This window comes from Bacillus sp. EA-CB0995 (assembly GCF_055814245.1).
Map to the genome: position 1 here is coordinate 3,584,264 of NZ_CP169269.1, position 18,561 is coordinate 3,602,824.

Below are 18,561 nucleotides of genomic sequence, written 5' to 3' on the forward strand. Positions count from 1 at the left end.
GAGATGCTTTATTCTGCCCTTCTTGCTGCTTGCTGCAACGGATCCCACACACTGTTGTAAGGAGGAGAGTAACTTAAATCTACATCTTCTAAATCATGAATCGACATTTTATGGAACAGTGCTATCGCAAGTACATCTACTCTTTTATCCACGCCCTGCTCTCCTATAAATTGTCCGCCTAACAATTGCTGTGTGTCTGTTCGATACAATAATTTCACGTGCAGTGGTTTCTTACTCGGATAATATCCCGCTATGTTTGTCGCATCAATTTTTACAATTTCATATGGTATTTGTAATTGTTTCGCTTCTTTTTCATTCAAACCTGTTCGTCCTAATGTTATATCCATAAATTTCATAATCGCTGTCCCGACAATCCCTTTAAACGCTCTTCGTTTATCAACCATGTTCAGTCCTGCAATTCGTCCTTGTTTGTTTGCCGTTGTTCCAAGCGGGATATGGTCATGTTTTTCTTTTATAATGTGGTACTGCGTAGCACAGTCTCCTGCCGCATAAATGTCCTCTATATTTGTTTGCATATAAGCGTTAACTTGGATAGCGCCTTTTGGGTTTCTGATTATTTCTGTTCCTTCTAGAAAATCAGTATTTGGTTTGACTCCAACTGATACTAAAACAAGATCTGTTTTGTACGTTCCTTTATCTGTTTCCACAGATTCAACATGCTCTTTTCCTTGAAACGATTTCACATTTTCATTTGTAAGTATCTCAATGTTATGTTTTTTTGCTTCTTCATGAATATATGCTGCCATATCCTCATCGAAAACAGTACCTATATGTTGATTTCTCTCAATCATACGCACTTTTTTACCGAGTTCAACAAATGTTTCTGCCATTTCGAGACCGATTGCCCCGCCGCCAATTATCGTAACATGTTCAACTTTCTGATTATGAAGTGTCTCCATAATTCGCTTTGCATCTGGAATCGTTTTTAATACATGAACCCCTTGTAATTTACTCCCTCTCCAGTCCGGCATAATCGGATGCACTCCAGTTGCAATTAGTAAACGATCATATTCATATTCAAATGGCTCTGATGTTTGCGTATGTATGCCGCACACTTTTTTACTTGCTGGATCTACACGTGTCACTTCATGATACACTTTGGCATCAATGTGGTATTTGTTCCGAAATGTATCAACGTCCCTAGCAATTAGTTTTTCAGTAGAAGCAATAACCCCGCTAATCGCATAAGGAAGGCCGCACTGCGCATACGAATATATGTCGCCTTTTTCTAAAGTTAATACACTTGCTTCTTGGTCATTACGGACAATTTGCATTGCTGCGCTCATTCCTGCTGCATCTCCACCTATAATAACGTACTTCACCGTATCACTCCTTCTCATCATCTATCGTTTACATTTCCCATATTCTGCATTTATCAATCATTTTTTGCATTCATCATTAACATTGTGACCCTTTTTTTAATAGGAATTTATCCCGCATTAACGGGCAGTAAGACCCCCATCTCAAGATTGAGAGAAGCGAAGAAGATAGGTGGGGGATAACTGCCCGTAAAAGCCCGATTGGTTCAGCTAACCATCAGTGGGGGATGAAGCCCCCACTGATAGAAGTTTCACTTTATACAAACATTCACCTTCAATCATTCTTCCTGTATCTTCAAATCCAATATCTTCATACAGTTGTTTTGCAACTAGATTTTTCGGTTCAAAAGATAGAAAAATTTCATTACAATCAGCATCTTTTCTCATCTCTTCGATTACCTGTAATAATGCCGTTTTCCCATACCCTTTTCCTTGGTATTTATGATCGATCATAAGTCTGCATATTTCAAAAAAGTTATGCTGTTCACAGTATCCATACATTGTAAATCCGACCATTGTTTCATCATTGTATATTGCCTTCGTAATCCAACCTTTTTGAACTTTCGACTGCGCTAATGATAAAGCATTTGAAGCAACAAATTCTTCACAAATGAAGTGTTTATCTTCTTTGTTTGTAGTTAAGAATATACATTCTATCCAATTCTCATTCGTAATATCTCGCAAGCTTATACTCATTCCATGCTCACTCTTTCTTCTGTAATCTACAACGTTATATATTTCTACAAACAAAAACACTTCTCCTACAAGAGAAGTGTTTCTTTACATAATAAGATGCCACACCAAAACTTCACCTAACACAATCAAAACAGCTCCAAAAATCATAAGCGTCGTCTTCTTCAATAACTCATTTTCCCGAAATGGAATGTTACATAAATATGCACCAAGCGTAATTCGTGATGGGCATGCAATGGTAGCAAAAGAAGAACTTGTATTTTGCACTGTTGTGACAAATTGCCACGGAAGTCCCACATTCTGCGCTGTCTGCATTTGTAATTTAATAAACATCGCGTTCGACCCGGCATTGCTTCCCGTTAAAAAACCACCAATACCCCCGATAAATGGTGCAACGAAAACAAACATCATTCCAAATGTATGACCAGCTGCTTCCGCTAATAACGTATGCATACCTGATGCACCCATTAGTTCCGAAATGGCAATAAACATTGTCGTTGTAATCGCAAATGGGATCCATTGTTTCACTGTTTGCAGCAATGACTGCCTTATTATAATAGAAGGAATACGGAAGAAAATAATGGTAAATAAACACGTAACCCCAAGCCAAAACCCTGGTGAATACAATAATTCAAGTTTGTAAGAGTATGATGGTAGGTTAATAACAGCATATGATTGCAACATACTATGAAACGATGGAACTAAGCGAGAAAGTAATATACAAACTGTTAAAAATAAATACGGGCTAATAATCTTTACAATAGAAACTTCCTGCTGCTGGGTAGCAGCATGTTCTGAGTACACTTCCTTCTGTTGCCTTGCCGTTATTTTAATGATGATAAATCCAAATGTTATCGTTACAATCGCACTTAAAATCCCAGCTAATTCAACGCTCACATATGCATTAGACAAATAAATAGATAACGAGAATAACAGAAAAAATCCCGTTGCTTCTTTCCATTTTTGTAACACTGCAGACCAGCCACCAACTATATATAAAGAAAGCATGATAAAATACGCAAATATCGGGATACTTAATAGTGCTGTACCAGAGCCAAGTTGTACTAAAGGCATACCAATAAGCCCTGATCCAATAATCGTTCCAGTTGCCATCGCTCCCCATGAGCTTGCTAATAAACCGATAAATGAAAGTAAAACTGCTTGAAACGGTTTATAACCAAGTGAAATAAAAATAGGAGCCGCCACCATAAAACCAATTCCAAAGCCGCTTACCGATTCAATAAGAGGACAAATTCCAAAACATATGAGGAGCATCTGCAATAAACGGTCATGTGTAACATGTTCCATAAAGCGAGCAACTTGATTGATATACCCCATTTTATTCATAAGGTGAAATAAAAAAATACCGAAAAACAAAACATATCCGACGATAAAACAAATTAAACCACCCTTAATCGTTGCATGAACAACTTCCCCCATTCGCAAGCGAAACATCGGTGATAGTAAAACGATTCCGCTACATACAACATATGAAATTAACGAAGCTTTAAGAGATGTTTGCTTGAATACAAATAAACAAATAAAAATCATTACAATCGGAATAAGAGCCAGCAATACCGTCATACAATCATCTCATTTCTTAGAAGATACAATTGTATCCATTATATAATAGAAGAAAGAATTTTCAATTAATTTAAATTCCTTTTTATCAGCAATAATACAAAAAAGAAGCTGCCTTAATAGCAGCCTCTCCCTTCTATCCCGCTATTCGCGGGCAGTAAGATCCCCCATGACGGAAGTTTCACTTTATTTTACTGCAGCAATGAGCTCGCGAATTTCATCTTGCTTTTCATTTTCTAACAGCTCAATCACTTTACTTCCGACCACAACTCCATCACATACTTTAATCATTTCCTCTATTTGCTCCGTTGTTGATATGCCAAATCCTGCAACAACCGGAAGCTGAACATTCGCTTTTACCTTTTCTAAGTAGGTATGCAATTCTTGTTCGAAATCGCGTCGCACTCCGGTTACACCAGCTACTGTAACAGCATATACAAATCCTTGTGATTCACTCGTAATCTTTTGAATTCGTTCAATCGGACTTGTTATCGTTACAAGCGGAATAAGAGCAATCTGTGCCCCGCGCAATAGCGGTGCAATAATATCTTGTTCTTCATATGGAAGATCCGGAACGATAATCCCATCGACACCTGCTTCGATGCATCGCCCGATAAAACGTTCTTTCCCGAACGCTAAAATCGGATTGAAATATGTCATTAATACAAATGGAATTTGCACTTCTTGCCTTACTTCCGCAAGTGCTTGGAAAATTCCTTCAAGCGTTGTTCCGTTTTCTAGTGCTCGTTTTCCTGCCCTTTGAATGGTTGGTCCATCTGCAACTGGGTCAGAAAAAGGAATGCCAATTTCAACAATGCTTGCCCCGGCTTTATCTAAAAAACGAATTTGTTCTTGTAAATCGCCATCTCCCCCATTACGTATGGGATGAATGCTTTTTTTCCATTTTGAAATGCTGCAGTAATTCTTTCTACACTCATCATTTACACCTCTTCCATATAACGTTTTATACTTTCAACATCTTTATCTCCGCGCCCTGATAAACAAATGACAAGCCCTTCATCACTTTTCATAGTTGGTGCCAATTTAAGTGCATACGCCACAGCGTGTGAGCTTTCTAATGCTGGAATAATCCCTTCTTTTTTCGTTAACAATTGAAAAGCATGCAGCGCTTCTTCATCTGTTATCGAATGATAAGATACACGGCCAATGTCTTTTAATAAGCTATGTTCCGGCCCAACCCCTGGGTAATCCAGCCCTGCTGAAATTGAATGGGCTTCTTGAATTTGTCCTTCTTCATTTTGCAGAAGATACATCATAGATCCGTGCAAAACACCAACGCTTCCTTTCGTTAATGTTGCGGCATGCTTCTCTGTATGAATCCCCTTACCTGCTGCTTCTACGCCGTAAAGAGCAACTTCTTCATCTTGTACAAATGGATAAAACATTCCCATCGCATTACTGCCGCCGCCAATACAAGCTACAACTGCTTCTGGTAATTTTCCTTCTAACTCCGCATATTGCTTCTTCGTTTCCTTACCAATTACACTTTGAAAATCACGTACTATTTGTGGAAACGGATGCGGTCCAAGGACAGATCCCATAACGTAGTGCGTATCATGTACATGTGCAACCCAGTAGCGAAGCGCCTCATTTACTGCATCTTTTAGCGTCCCACTTCCTGCTGCGACACTTTCAACTTTCGCACCTAGTAATTCCATCCGAAAAACATTTAGTTTTTGGCGTTTTACATCCTCTTCTCCCATGAAAATAACGCACTCTAAACCAAGCAAGGCACATACAGTTGCTGTTGCTACCCCGTGCTGTCCAGCACCAGTTTCAGCCACAACTTTTTTCTTACCCATTCGCACTGCTAGAAGCGCCTGCCCAATTGTGTTGTTAATTTTATGAGCTCCTGTATGATTTAAATCTTCTCGCTTTAAATAAATTTTTGCTCCGCCGCAATACTTCGTAAGATTTTCTGCAAAATACAGAGGTGTTTCTCTCCCGACATATGTTTGTAAATAATGCTCTAACTCTTCTTGAAATGCTTCATCTTGCATTGCTGCTTTATATGCTGCTTCTAACTCTAAAACAGACTGCATTAACGTTTCTGGGACATAACGTCCTCCATAAATACCGTAATGACCTTTTTCATCTGGATATGCATATTTCATCTTTAACACTCCTTCGCTTTCGTTATGAATCTTTTCATTTTCTCGATATCTTTTTTACCATCTGTTTCAACACCACTGCTCACATCAACCATATATGGTTGAACCATTTCAATGGCTTTTGTAATATTTTCAAGATGTAATCCACCAGCTAATATACATTTTTTTCAATGGTATTTGACCGTAATAACTCCCATGAAAATGTTTTACCATTTCCACCATGAAACTTTTCTTTTGGACTATCAAATAATATAAAATCAGTTTCATATTCTTGTGCTCGTTCTATATCTTCTCTCGAACTTACACCAACCGCTTTTATAGATGGAATATTCAATCTTTTGATGTGGTGATTTTGTTCGTCCCCATGAAACTGTACATGCGTTAAACCACAATACGTTACAATTTTCTGGATCGCTTCGATTGATTCATTTACGAAAACGCCAACTTTCATCACACTCGCCGGAAGCTCTTCAATAATTTGTCTTGCCTGCTCTGGCGTAATTTCTCGTTTACTTTTCGCAAATACAAATCCGATGGCATCAACGCCGTATTCACAGGCGGCTTTTGCTGTTTCGATGTCGGTAATACCGCAAATTTTCACTTTCATATCGTCACCTTCAGCGATTGAAAAAAGTCTCCGACAGACGGTGCTGTCATGAACGCTTCTCCGACAAGAATTCCTTTTGCGCCCGCTTGCTTGACACGTATAATATCTTCTTTTGTATGAATGCCGCTCTCACTAATCCAAAGTACGTTTTGTTCATTTAACCGTTTCCCGAGCTTTTCCGTTGTACTTAAATCAACTTCAAATGTTTTCAAGTTTCGATTGTTTACTCCAACAACGTCAGGATTTAGCTCTAATGCCGTTTCTAGCTCCTCTTCATTATGAATCTCTACAATCGCTTCTAAGCCGAGCTCCTTTACATACGCATATAGTTCGAATAATTTTTCCTTTGTTAATGCAGCAACAATAAGTAAAATCAGATTTGCTCCCGCATCATACGCCCGGTCAATCTGGATTCTATCAATGATAAAATCTTTACATAAAAGCGGTACATTCGTATGTGCTCTTACCGTTTCTAAATCATGAAAAAAGCCCTTAAAAAATTGATTATCTGTTAAAACAGAAATTGCTCCAGCACCGCTTGTTTCATAGATCTGTGCTTGTTTGGCAACATCAACATGTAAGTTGATATCCCCTTTAGACGGTGAGGCACGTTTTATCTCTGCAATCACAGTAAATTGCTGCAGCGCTTCGACAAGAGAATAGGATGTACGAGTTTCCTTCACTGGTGTATACGTTTCATATAACACCGCTACTTCTTTCTTTTTTGCTCGATAATTTTCGTTAAAATGCTTTCCATTTAGTTCACCCTTTCTAGCTTTTTATTACTTGCAGCAATTAATAAATTTAATTTCTCTAACGCCTTACCCGAATCAATACTATGAGCCGCTATGCGAATGCAATCTTCAATTGTTCCTGCTTTTCCATTTGCAAAAAGAGCAAGCCCTGCATTGAATAACACTGTATCACGGTATACGCTATCTTCTCCGCGCAAGACGTTTAATGTAATATTGGCATTTTCCTTTGCATTTCCGCCTCTAATGGCTTCGTTTTTCACACGTGAAAATCCATACTCTTCTGGGGAAATACTTACTTCGATAATCTTGTTATCTTTTAAAAGCGCTGCGTGATTCTCTCCTTGCAAAGATGCTTCATCTAAAAATCCACTCCCATTTACAACAATTGCTTGTTTTCTGCCAAGCTTTTGCAGTACCTTTGCTACTGGGAGTAACATCTCTCGTTTATAAATACCAACGAACTGTGTTTCTAAGTGAATTGGATTTGTAAGTGGTCCAATCAAATTAAAGATTGTTGGAACATTTAATTCTTTTCTTACTTTCATAATGCGGCGCAGTGCTGGATGCATCGCCGGTGCAAATAGAAAGGCAATCCCGACTTTCTCTAACAAATAATCAATTTGCTTTGGCGTACATGCAATATTGACACCGAGTTCCTCTAATAAATCCGCACTTCCCGTTTTACTAGAAACGGCACGGTTGCCATGTTTCGCAACTTTTACACCGGCACCAGCAATCACGAAGGCTGATGTTGTGCTAACATTAAATGTTTGTGCACCATCTCCGCCCGTTCCGCAATTGTCCATCGCACCTACAATATGATTAGAAAATGGCAATGCTTTTTCACGAAGTGCTCGAACAAGACCATATATTTCATCCGCCGTTTCTCCCTTTGCTTTTAACACTGCTAAAAAGGCTGCAATTTCACTCTCTAAAATATCCTCGCTTAATAGCGCAATACCTGCTTCATACATTTCATGTTCCGTTAAATTCTGCCTCTCTACTAATTTTCGAAGATAGCGATTCATACTCTCTCCACCTCTTTCACATTAGATAAAAATGCCTGTATTAATTTCCCGCCTTCTTCAGTTGCAATTGATTCCGGATGAAATTGTAATCCGAAAAGCGGATAATAGTGATGACGAACTGCCATTATTTCTCCGTCATCCATCGCTGTAGCTAATACATCAAAACAATTAGGAAGAGTATGCTGATCTGCTACGAGTGAATGGTAACGCATCGCTGTCAGCGGCTGTTTTGCATACGAGAATATCGATGTGCCATTATGTTTCACAAGTGACGTTTTCCCATGTTTAATCCGCTCTGCTTGAACAATTTCTCCGCCAAAAGCAGTAACAATCGCTTGATGTCCAAGACAAATACCAAGAATCGGAATACTTTTATAAAAATGTTGAATCACTTCAATACAAACCCCTGCATCTTCTGGTCTTCCAGGTCCTGGAGAAAGAATAATTGCTTGCGGCTTCATTTCCTCCAATTCTTGAATCGTCACTTTATCGTTACGTAGTACAACGACGTTCTCTGCGCTGGAACCTAACAATTGATACAAGTTATATGTGAATGAATCATAATTATCAATGAGAACAATCATTTCATTACCTCCAAGAGCGCTTTTGCTTTATTTAATGTTTCTTCATATTCGGCTGCAGGATTCGAATCATACACAATACCAGCCCCTGCCTGTACATATGCTTTTTCATCTTTTACAACCATCGTTCGTATAGCAAGTGCCATATCCATATTCCCCGAGAAAGAAATATAGCCAACTGCTCCGGCATACACATTTCGTTTTTCTGTTTCTAATTCATTAATAATTTCCATTGCCCTAATTTTTGGAGCTCCCGATACAGTTCCTGCCGGCAAACAATACGCTAACGCATCAAAGCAGTTCATATTTTTTCGCAATGTTCCGGAAACTTCAGATACAATATGCATCACATGTGAATATTTCTCGATTTTCATATATTTATCTAATTGAACTGAACCAACCTCACTCACCCGTCCAATATCATTACGTCCTAAATCGACCAGCATCATATGCTCCGCTCGCTCCTTCTCGTTTGCAAGCAACTCTTTCGCTATCTTTTCATCCTCTTCTTTCGTTTTTCCGCGTGGCCTTGTTCCTGCAATTGGATTCGTCATAACCTTTTCATCTCGTACAGAAAGTAAGCTTTCCGGTGAAGAACCGAGTACAACATAATCTTGAAAATCAATATAAAACATATAGGGAGATGGATTCGCGGTGCGAAGCCGACGATATAACGCAAATGGATTTCCTACAAAATCACTTTGCAAACGCTGCGATAACACAACTTGAAAAATATCCCCTGCCCGAATATGTTCCTTTGCCTGTTCAACCATTTCGTAAAACCTTTCTTCTGTTACAGAAGATGTAAATGTTAAAGAAGCATACAGCTCTTTCACATGTTCCTCTGATTCATGTAACAATTCCTGTTTATATACTTGCAGCTGCTCGTAAACTTCTTCATACGAGTCCATATCATCGCCTTGATACACATATACAAACGATAGCTTTTGTCGTAGATGATCATACACAACAAACATACGATAAAGTAGCACATGCACTTCTGGAATATTTAATGGGTCAGACAACATTTCTCCAATATCTTCATATTGCCGAATGACATCATAACCAATATAACCAACTGCTCCTCCGCAAAACGGAAATGGGCTTTCAACTTTATTTGGTGCAAGTATTCTTTCCAGTTCCTTTAATACGTTTCCGTTTCCCTTTTCAGTCACACCATTTATCGTAATCTCTACTTCCTTGCCAATACTTTTAATTTCTCCGTAAGGATTACACCCTAAATAAGAATAACGTCCTTTATCTTGATGAAGCTGCGAGCTTTCGAGTAAAAATTTTTTCTCACCTTTCATACGGCGATATAAAGCAATCGGTGTCAAACTATCGCCTTCTTCCTCTTGAATAACAAGAAAGGTTTTCCCTTGTTGTTTTCGCATCATAAATTGTTCTTTCGTTATCATGACTGTCACCTCTCTATTCAAAATAAAAAAGTCCCCTGCATATGGAAATATGCAGAGGACGATAAATTTACCGCGGTACCACCTCTTGTTGGATGCAAAGCATCCCGCTTTTTCAGGTACAATATTATACCCAATCCTTGTAACGGCGGAACCCGGGTTGCCTACTTATAGTTCAGCATACCTCTCGTAAGCCCATTCCGTACTTGGCACCGCACCGGGCTCTCACCTACCCCCGGCTCTCTGGAACGTCTCCAATGTACGTACTCTTCTTACTCATCGATTTATCATATTCATTTTTTTCTATACAAAAAGGGAGTACTCATCCTATAAAAAGGACGGGTACTCCCGTGGTGCCACCTTAATTCGTTACAAAAGTAACGCACTTTTCCGTATCGAAATACAATACGTGTCTCTTGTAACGATGAGATCTTTTCGCCAAAGCCTACTTCTTTCGTTTCGGTTTGGAAGCTCCGAAGCCCATTCCATATTACTTTCATACTGATTCGCACCAACCATCAGCTCTCTGCCATGTCCGTAATATGTACTCTTCTTCATCAACGCTTACGTTTTTAAATTTGAACTCATTATATGCTTTTCTTTTTTTAGAAGTCAACACTTTCTGAAAAAAATTTTTATCTATACTTTAAATATTATATTGACAAAACATATCATCTTTATGTAAAAATAATAAATACTCTATAAAAACAGCTGTTTATAGTCAGAATATTTTATATTAAAATAATAAAATCCCACCAGAAAACACTTACATTTCTGAAAATTCTTATTTGCGTGTGGATTTTTACACATAATCATGTTAGATTATAATTATGCAATACATCAAAAGATACTACTTAGGGAAGGGGACTAACATGAATACACAGATTTTAATTTCAATTTCGATCTATATGATCGGGATGTTAGTAATTGGCTACATTGCCTACAAACGAACATCAAACTTAACAGATTATATGCTTGGCGGGCGTACATTAGGTCCCGCAGTAACAGCACTAAGCGCTGGCGCTGCTGATATGAGCGGCTGGCTATTAATGGGGTTACCCGGTGCTATGTTTGCAACAGGTCTAAGCAGCAGTTGGATTGCGGTCGGCTTAACACTCGGTGCATATGCAAACTGGCTATACGTCGCTCCTCGCTTACGTACCTACTCTGAACTGGCAAACAACTCAATTACAATTCCAGAATTTTTAGAACATCGCTTCCATGATAAATCTCATATGCTACGCCTTGTTTCCGGACTTGTTATTATGATTTTCTTTACATTTTATGTAGCTTCGGGATTAGTATCAGGTGCTGTTCTATTTCGTAATACATTTGGAATGGACTATCATATGGGACTTTTCATTGTTGCCGCTGTTGTTGTAGCTTATACGTTATTTGGCGGGTTCTTAGCTGTAAGTTGGACAGACTTCGTGCAAGGGATTATTATGGTTGTCGCACTCGTTTTAGTTCCAATTGTAACAATTATGCATGTAAATGGTCTTGGACCAGCATTTCAAACAATTCAATCTATTGATCCAAACTTATTAAATATTTTTAAAGGTACTTCTGTACTCGGCATTATTTCCTTATTCGCTTGGGGTCTTGGTTATGTTGGACAACCTCATATTATCGTTCGCTTTATGGCGATTTCATCTGTAAACGAATTAAAAACTGCTCGCCGCATCGGCATGAGCTGGATGATTTTCTCTATCGTCGGCGCTATGTTTACTGGACTAATCGGGATTGCTTATTATTCTGACATGGGCTTAAAATTAGCAGATCCAGAAACGATTTTCATTGAACTTGGAAATATTTTATTCCACCCACTTATTACTGGTTTCTTACTAGCTGCTATTTTAGCAGCAATCATGAGTACAATTTCTTCACAGCTTCTTGTTACATCAAGTGCTGTAACAGAAGATATATACCGTACATTTTTCCGCCGCTCTGCAACGGACCGCGAACTTGTTTTTGTAGGACGTATGGCTGTTCTAGCAATTGCTTTAATTGCAAGTGGATTTGCATTTAAACAAAATGACACAATTTTAGCACTTGTTGGTTACGCTTGGGCAGGTTTTGGTTCTTCATTTGGACCAGTTATTTTATTAAGCCTATACTGGAAGCGAATGACAAAATGGGGCGCTCTTGCTGGCATGATTGCCGGGGCAACAACTGTTATTACGTGGACACAATTTCAATTTTTAAAAGATATGTTATATGAAATGATTCCTGGTTTCGCTGCTAGCTTACTTGCTATTATCGTTGTAAGCTTGTTAACAAAGCCAGCAGAACACGTTCAAAAAGACTTTGAAGAATTTGAAAAAATAGCTTCTTAATCTCAGAAAAAACAATCCCCGCCTCTATTATATAGAAGCAGGGATTATTTTTTCTCGCTTACATACTGAATTTTCTGTAAATTAACAAATTCTTTATATTATCTTAAATTAATCCTAACATTTTTTATGTATAGTATAACCAAAGACATTATACAGAAGGGAGACCGCTCACATGCTATCATCATTTCGCCTACAAAAACACTTTACAACTTCTTCATATGCTAAAACACAACCAGATACACCTCATATTAAAATTGTTCCTTCTGTTGTGCCGGTCATCGGCGTACAACTACACAAAGCTAAATTAAAGCTAAAAGCTGGACAACGTGCAGAACTTACAGCAGCTGTCCTTCCTTCTCTAGCAAGTAACCAAGAGCTAATTTGGACGAGCAATAGTCCTGATATTGTAGAAATTAACGCTACAAGGCATAAAGCAATCGTAACAGGAAAACAAGCTGGACGAGCTGTTATTATTGTCACAACTGCAGAAGGAAAATTCCGTGACCTATGTATCGTCCACGTCCAACCGTATATAACAAAACCAAAATAAAGTGAAACTTCCAATAACGGGAGTTTCACTTCTGTTCAATGCACGATAATAACTACGTCTTTTGCGTATATACTGCACCTTCTACTTGCTCTTTATATACGCTTTTTTGCTGTTGCAGTAAAAATATAGATACACCGCATAATACAAGCAGACTTCCTGCCACTTGCATTACATTTAATTTTTCACCTAGTAAAAAGAAAGCAAGAATTGTTGCACCAACAGGCTCCCCTAAAATACTCATAGATATTGTCGTCGCATTCACATAATTTAATAGCCAGTTATGAATCATTTGAGATACAGTTGGTACAGTTGCAAGTAAGAAAAATACAGTCCAGTCCCATGATGAATAACCTGTAAATGGAATTTGTAGCATCATGTTATAGGCACTTAAAAATAAAGCTGCAAATGTAAAGACAGTAAAACTATATATCCAGTGGGACACTTTTTTCACTGTTGTTTGCCCAATAAATAAATATCCAACTACTGCAATCACACTTAAAAATGATAGTATATCACCTAAGATTGCTTCCCTACTCAGTCCTAAGTCTCCCCATCCAATACACCCTACACCAATAATTGCAATTCCCATTGTCGCAAGTGCAGCGAGTGTTGTTCTTTCTTTAAATAAGAAAAAACCTCCCACAAGAGATACGAGCGGCTGCAGTGCTAAAATGATCGTAGAACTTGCAACTGTTGTAAATTTTAACGATGCAAACCATAGAAGAAAATGTAATGCTAAAAAGAAACCAGATCCAATTAAAAATCCCCAGTCCTTTTTCTGAATTCTCGTAAATTCCTCTCTTCTCTTCCAAACAATAGGAAACATAATAAGCACAACAATCCATAAACGATACATACTTAAAACAGAAGATGGTGCTGTAGACATTTTTACAAAAATAGCCGCAAATGAAATCGTAATAATCGAAATCGCTAACGGCAGTGCAATTGATTTTGGTTGCTTCATATGTCATCTCCTTATCTATCCAAAATTCTCACTTCATTATAGCCCTTTCTTCTATTACTGAATACTAATTTTTTAGATTCTTCTCATTCTTATGCTAAAATAAAATTGTATTAACTTTTGACTTAGGGGAGATTACACAATGACACAAACAATAGGGAAAATTGAAGAACTTACATTTTACAGTAAATCATTGCAAGAAGAAATTTCGCTTCTCGTTTATTTACCAGCAAACTTCACGCCGCTTCATAAGCACACCATTGTAATTGCACAAGATGGAAGAGATTATTTTCAGCTAGGTAAAGCACATCGCGTGATAGAATCACTTCGTGAAACAGAGGAAATTGATCGAACTATTATTGTCGGTATCCCATATAAAGATGTACACGACCGAAAAGAAAAATATCATCCAAACGGATCACAAAATGACATGTACATTCGCTTTTTAGCTCACGAACTTGTTCCATATTTAGATGAGAAGTATCCAACGTATCAAATGGGGAAAGGCCGCGTTTTAATTGGAGATTCTTTAGGCGGTACAGTTTCATTTATGACAGCTCTTATGTATCCGCATACATTCGGTAAAGTGATTATGCAATCACCATTCGTTAATGAATCTGTGTTAGAACGTGCCAAAACATTTACTCAGCCACAAACGTTAGATTTATACCATATTATCGGTACAGAAGAAACAAATGTAAAAACAACAGATGGCAATATTTCTGATTTTGTAGCACCAAACCGAGAATTGCATAATCTTCTCATAGAAAAGGGATTTACAACCTATTACGAAGAGTTCAATGGTAATCATACGTGGAAATATTGGCAAAAAAACTTGCCACATGCATTTTCTCATATGCTATCAATGAAATAATACACAGTATTTTTCAGAATCATCTGATATAATAAGGGAGAGTTTTTTCACAAAAACATTTTACGTTCAGACAAGGGGAGGAATTTAGAGATGAAACTAGGTATTGTAATTTTTCCATCAAAAATGATTCAAGATAAAGCAAATGGTCTGCGTAAGCGTTACGATCCACATTATGCATTAGTTCCACCACACATTACATTAAAGGCACCTTTTGAAGTAGCCGATGAACAGCTAGGCGCTATTGTAAAGGAGCTGCATACAATTGCAAGCAAAGCCAACACGTTTACACTACATGTTGGAAAAGTGAGCTCGTTTGCACCTGTAAATAATGTCATTTACTTTAAAGTGGAAAAAACACCAGAATTAACATTTCTAAATGAAGAAATGCATAGCAGTATATTCACACAAGATCGCGAATATGCTTTTGTGCCACACCTTACAATTGGACAACAATTATCAGATGCTGAACATGCTGATGTTTTAGGTCGCCTAAAAATGAAAGATTTCTATTATGAACAACCAATTGACCGTTTCCATTTAGTATATCAATTAGAAAATGAGACATGGACAGTATATGAAACGTTCCATTTAGGGAAGGAGCAGTAATAAGTTGCAAGCAAAATTCGTACAAAATGAAGAAGAGCTAAAAGATGCCTTCTCTGTTCGCAAACAAGTATTTGTGGACGAGCAAAATGTTTCGTCTGAAGAAGAATACGATGAATATGAAGATGTCGCAAAACATGTTGTTTTATACGATGAAGGTGTTCCAGTTGGTGCTGGGCGTTTTCGTATCGTTGACGGCATAGGAAAAGTGGAACGTATTTGTGTCCTATCCTCTCATCGCCAAAAAGGGGCCGGGAAAATCATTATGAATGCGTTAGAAACTCTTGCGAAAGAAGAAGCTCTTCCAAAACTAAAACTTCATGCTCAAACACATGCTGAGCCGTTTTATAATAAGCTTGGATATGAAACAATTTCTGATGTGTTTATGGAAGCTGACATTCCGCATGTTGTAATGATAAAAAAACTATAAAAGAAGCGCTAATTAGCGCTTCTTTTTATAATTTCTACAATCATCTTGCGTTTTACGCACGCTCTCATCACATATGACTTTTCAACATATAAGTCGCTGCTATGCAGAAAACAAATGACCTACACTTGTTTTACCGTTGCACGGGGCAGGAAAAGAGGCTGACCACTTCTATGCCTGGTCAGATTCTCTCGCTCCCCTAACAAAAAAAGGTCTTTTATTTCGGTTTTTCAACATGTAAGTCACGGCTACGCCAAACAAAAAGTAACCTGCACTCGTTTTCTCTCTTTGTTTTACCACCGCACGGGGCAGGAAAAGGCCCTGACCGCTTCTATGCACGGCCAGATCCTCTCACCCATCTAAAAAGAAAGGGGTTTTTATGTCGTTTTTTCAATTTGTATTTATATAATCCAAATTCAACCACATAACTGTCTCACTTTTTTACATTGCCATTTCCTCTATCTTCCGATAAAGTTATAAGTTGATGCTACTTATTGAAGGTGAAATTATGACTAAGGAAAATTTTTCGCAAAAATCATTAACACATTCGAATATACCTCGCGCAACTTATCATATTCCGAAAACATCTACCGACTTAATTCATCAAAAAGATGCGGATGTTACCTATTTTCGCGCTCTTGAAAAACAAGGAATACATTTAAATGAAAAACAATTAGAAGCTGTACGCCAGACGGAAGGACCCGTTCTTACATTAGCTGGTGCCGGCAGCGGAAAAACGTCTGTCTTGACAACACGCGTTGGCTATTTAGTCAACGTAAAAGGCATTCACCCGCGTAACATTTTATTGCTTACGTTTACCCAAAAAGCTGCAGAAGAAATCCGAAGCCGCGTAGCAACATTACCTGGTATGACACCCGCAGCGAGCCAATATCTTGTTGCCGGAACATTCCACTCTGTTTTCTTAAAATTACTTCGCAGCCAAGGATACAACCAACAAATTTTAGCAAACGAAAAGCATAAACAAATTATCGTAAAGAAAATTTTAAAAGAACTTCGTTTAAAAGATGACTATGATGCAGAAAGTATGCTAGCAATGATTTCACTTGAAAAAAATAAATTAAATAGACCGAAAGATGTACAAGCAAAAACACCTGTTGAACGTGAATTTCAAGAAGTATATCAACGCTATGAAGACGTAAAGCAAAGTCATCGCTATCTAGATTTTGATGATATTTTACTTGAAACGTTTTATTTGCTAGAAAACAATGCCGCATTATTAACACAACTGCAAGGTCGCTTTCAATATATTGAAGTGGATGAATTTCAAGATACATCGTACGCCCAGTATGAAATTGTGAAACTATTAGCAGCACCGCAAAACAACTTATTTATCGCAGGGGACGATGATCAAGCGATCTACGGTTGGCGCGGAGCTAGTCATCAAATTATCCTTTCTTTCCCAAAGGAATTTGATGATACAACCATTATTACTTTAAATACAAACTATCGCTCCAATCCATACATAGTTGGACTTGGTAATGAAGTCATTAAGCTGAATCAAGAACGATTTAACAAAGAATTGTACACCGTTCACGAAGAAGGAATACAGCCATTTTATTCAAGGCCAGCAACAACATTAGATGAAGCGAATCAAATTTTACAACTTATTCAAGATAAAGTGGCAAGTGGTGAGCGAAACTATTCAGACTTTTGCTTACTGTACCGAACGCATTCTGTAAGCCGTTCCTTACTCGATCAGCTTACGATTCATAAAATTCCGTTTGTCAAATACGGGGCAAGCCAATCGTTTTATGAACACTCGCTCATTAAACCTGTATTAGATCAGTTACGGTTAGCCTTTGAACCGTTTCGCTTAGAATCACTCGCAAGCATTTTGCCAACGATGTATATTGGACGTGATGAATGTATATCATTTATTGAACGAGAACAATGGAAATACGGTGAAGGTCGCTTTCCTTCCCTTTTACATTTTCTTTTACTTAATCCAAATTTAAAGCCGTTCCAAGTAAAAAAATTAATGATCGTATTGATTTTCTAAAATTTATTAAAGAGCTCGAACCGAAAAAAGCATTAAAAGAAATCATTAAAGGAAAAGGACAATACTTAGACTATCTGCAAAGCAATGACCGCTCTTCCTTTACGATGCAAAAAGAAATACAAGAAGAAATGCTTGAAGAACTCATTGAATCTGCAAATCGCTTTTCAGATATTCCAGCGTATTTAGAATTTGTAAACACAGCTATTCAAAATCAAAAAGAAATGGAAACATTAAAAACACGAGCGCAGCAAGATGCTGTATCGCTTATGTCTATTCATAACGCCAAAGGTCTTGAATTTCCATGTGTTTTCTTACTCGGTGCAAGCGATGGGATATTACCGCATTCTTCCTCTTTAAAAGACGCAAACGATCGCGTCACTGATACTTCAGAAGCATTAGAGGAAGAACGACGCTTAGCATACGTTGCTATTACGCGCGCAAAAGAAGAATTGTACATTTCTTCTCCGCAATTTTTTAGAGGGAAGAAACTTGATGTTTCTAGGTTTTTATTTTTGACAAGGGATAATCTACAAAAAACAAAATAACAAATGAAATGATTTCTGCCTGCAACGCTACTACGCGAAACTTTCTGAAATACAATCATCCTGCAAAACAAAAAATACCTTGGTTTTCCTTACAAAGAGGATAAAACAAGGTA

The 18,561-nt window shown here is 37.8% G+C and carries 13 protein-coding genes, 4 pseudogenes and 2 other annotated features; of the genes and pseudogenes, 6 read left to right on the forward strand and 11 right to left on the reverse strand.

Annotated features, from left to right (window positions below):
* Positions 1–8: 8 nt before the first annotated feature.
* The 10 genes and pseudogenes from ACEWFJ_RS18475 to trpE all read right to left on the reverse strand — a co-directional run bounded on the left by ACEWFJ_RS18475 (position 9) and on the right by trpE (position 10,135).
* Complete coding sequence (locus tag ACEWFJ_RS18475; protein WP_473689468.1) at positions 9–1,343, reverse strand: FAD-dependent oxidoreductase; 1,335 nt, start codon at positions 1,341–1,343, stop codon at positions 9–11.
* A gap of 207 nt (positions 1,344–1,550) precedes the next feature.
* The gene (locus tag ACEWFJ_RS18480; protein WP_473689469.1) at positions 1,551–2,090 is read right to left on the reverse strand and encodes a GNAT family N-acetyltransferase; all 540 of its coding nucleotides are present in this window, start codon (positions 2,088–2,090) and stop codon (positions 1,551–1,553) included.
* Positions 2,091–2,120: 30 nt separating this feature from the next.
* On the reverse strand, positions 2,121–3,617 hold the full coding sequence (locus tag ACEWFJ_RS18485) for an L-lactate permease (RefSeq protein ID WP_473689470.1): 1,497 nt from the start codon (positions 3,615–3,617) through the stop codon (positions 2,121–2,123).
* A 183-nt stretch (positions 3,618–3,800) separates the two neighbouring features.
* Positions 3,801–4,552 (reverse strand): annotated as a pseudogene (trpA, locus tag ACEWFJ_RS18490) (tryptophan synthase subunit alpha).
* 3 nt (positions 4,553–4,555) lie between these two features.
* Positions 4,556–5,749, reverse strand: coding sequence for a tryptophan synthase subunit beta (gene trpB / locus ACEWFJ_RS18495; protein ID WP_473689471.1), 1,194 nt, complete (start codon positions 5,747–5,749; stop codon positions 4,556–4,558).
* A 2-nt stretch (positions 5,750–5,751) separates the two neighbouring features.
* Positions 5,752–6,353 (reverse strand): annotated as a pseudogene (locus ACEWFJ_RS18500) (phosphoribosylanthranilate isomerase).
* Positions 6,350–7,110, reverse strand: a pseudogene (trpC, locus tag ACEWFJ_RS18505) (indole-3-glycerol phosphate synthase TrpC). Before trpC ends, ACEWFJ_RS18500 begins: the two co-directional pseudogenes overlap by 4 nt.
* Positions 7,111–8,136: an anthranilate phosphoribosyltransferase gene (trpD, locus tag ACEWFJ_RS18510; protein WP_473689472.1), complete on the reverse strand. Its 1,026-nt coding sequence runs from the start codon at positions 8,134–8,136 to the stop codon at positions 7,111–7,113.
* Entirely contained in the window at positions 8,133–8,720 is a 588-nt protein-coding gene (locus ACEWFJ_RS18515; protein WP_473689473.1) for an anthranilate synthase component II, read from the reverse strand. Before ACEWFJ_RS18515 ends, trpD begins: the two co-directional genes overlap by 4 nt.
* The gene (gene trpE, locus ACEWFJ_RS18520) at positions 8,717–10,135 is read right to left on the reverse strand and encodes an anthranilate synthase component I (RefSeq protein WP_473689474.1); all 1,419 of its coding nucleotides are present in this window, start codon (positions 10,133–10,135) and stop codon (positions 8,717–8,719) included. Before trpE ends, ACEWFJ_RS18515 begins: the two co-directional genes overlap by 4 nt.
* A 51-nt stretch (positions 10,136–10,186) precedes the next feature.
* Positions 10,187–10,421 (reverse strand) — a binding site (T-box leader).
* 42 nt (positions 10,422–10,463) lie between these two features.
* Positions 10,464–10,702: a binding site (T-box leader), on the reverse strand.
* A 302-nt stretch (positions 10,703–11,004) separates the two neighbouring features.
* Between trpE and putP the strand changes: the two genes are divergently transcribed.
* Entirely contained in the window at positions 11,005–12,468 is a 1,464-nt protein-coding gene (gene putP / locus ACEWFJ_RS18525) for a sodium/proline symporter PutP (RefSeq protein WP_473689475.1), read from the forward strand.
* Positions 12,469–12,640: 172 nt separating this feature from the next.
* Positions 12,641–13,018, forward strand: coding sequence for an Ig-like domain-containing protein (locus ACEWFJ_RS18530; RefSeq protein ID WP_473689476.1), 378 nt, complete (start codon positions 12,641–12,643; stop codon positions 13,016–13,018).
* 52 nt (positions 13,019–13,070) lie between these two features.
* On the opposite strand, the gene ACEWFJ_RS18535 is transcribed toward ACEWFJ_RS18530, so the two are convergent.
* Positions 13,071–13,982, reverse strand: a complete 912-nt coding sequence (locus tag ACEWFJ_RS18535) for a DMT family transporter (RefSeq protein WP_098310750.1) — start codon at positions 13,980–13,982, stop codon at positions 13,071–13,073.
* A gap of 139 nt (positions 13,983–14,121) precedes the next feature.
* Here ACEWFJ_RS18535 and ACEWFJ_RS18540 point away from each other — a divergent pair, with 139 nt between their 5' ends.
* From ACEWFJ_RS18540 to ACEWFJ_RS18555, 4 genes and pseudogenes are all read left to right on the forward strand, one after another.
* Positions 14,122–14,853 (forward strand): alpha/beta hydrolase, encoded by a 732-nt coding sequence (locus tag ACEWFJ_RS18540; RefSeq protein ID WP_440603321.1) that lies wholly within the window; start codon positions 14,122–14,124, stop codon positions 14,851–14,853.
* 90 nt (positions 14,854–14,943) lie between these two features.
* Positions 14,944–15,459 (forward strand): YjcG family protein, encoded by a 516-nt coding sequence (locus ACEWFJ_RS18545; protein ID WP_473689477.1) that lies wholly within the window; start codon positions 14,944–14,946, stop codon positions 15,457–15,459.
* Positions 15,460–15,463: 4 nt separating this feature from the next.
* Positions 15,464–15,886, forward strand: coding sequence for a GNAT family N-acetyltransferase (locus ACEWFJ_RS18550; RefSeq protein ID WP_473689478.1), 423 nt, complete (start codon positions 15,464–15,466; stop codon positions 15,884–15,886).
* 505 nt (positions 15,887–16,391) lie between these two features.
* Positions 16,392–18,448: pseudogene (locus ACEWFJ_RS18555) on the forward strand (ATP-dependent helicase).
* Positions 18,449–18,561 lie beyond the last annotated feature (113 nt).

Excerpts from the sequence above, each read along its gene's own strand:
- ACEWFJ_RS18485 (WP_473689470.1), bottom strand. The coding sequence starts at position 3,617 with ATGACGGTATTGCTGGCTCTTATTCCGATTGTAATGATTTTTATTTGT.
- trpB (WP_473689471.1), bottom strand. The coding sequence starts at position 5,749 with ATGAAATATGCATATCCAGATGAAAAAGGTCATTACGGTATTTATGGA.
- trpD (WP_473689472.1), bottom strand. The coding sequence starts at position 8,136 with ATGAATCGCTATCTTCGAAAATTAGTAGAGAGGCAGAATTTAACGGAA.
- ACEWFJ_RS18515 (WP_473689473.1), bottom strand. The coding sequence starts at position 8,720 with ATGATTGTTCTCATTGATAATTATGATTCATTCACATATAACTTGTAT.
- trpE (WP_473689474.1), bottom strand. The coding sequence starts at position 10,135 with ATGATAACGAAAGAACAATTTATGATGCGAAAACAACAAGGGAAAACC.
- putP (WP_473689475.1), top strand. The coding sequence starts at position 11,005 with ATGAATACACAGATTTTAATTTCAATTTCGATCTATATGATCGGGATG.
- ACEWFJ_RS18530 (WP_473689476.1), top strand. The coding sequence starts at position 12,641 with ATGCTATCATCATTTCGCCTACAAAAACACTTTACAACTTCTTCATAT.
- ACEWFJ_RS18535 (WP_098310750.1), bottom strand. The coding sequence starts at position 13,982 with ATGAAGCAACCAAAATCAATTGCACTGCCGTTAGCGATTTCGATTATT.
- ACEWFJ_RS18540 (WP_440603321.1), top strand. The coding sequence starts at position 14,122 with ATGACACAAACAATAGGGAAAATTGAAGAACTTACATTTTACAGTAAA.
- ACEWFJ_RS18545 (WP_473689477.1), top strand. The coding sequence starts at position 14,944 with ATGAAACTAGGTATTGTAATTTTTCCATCAAAAATGATTCAAGATAAA.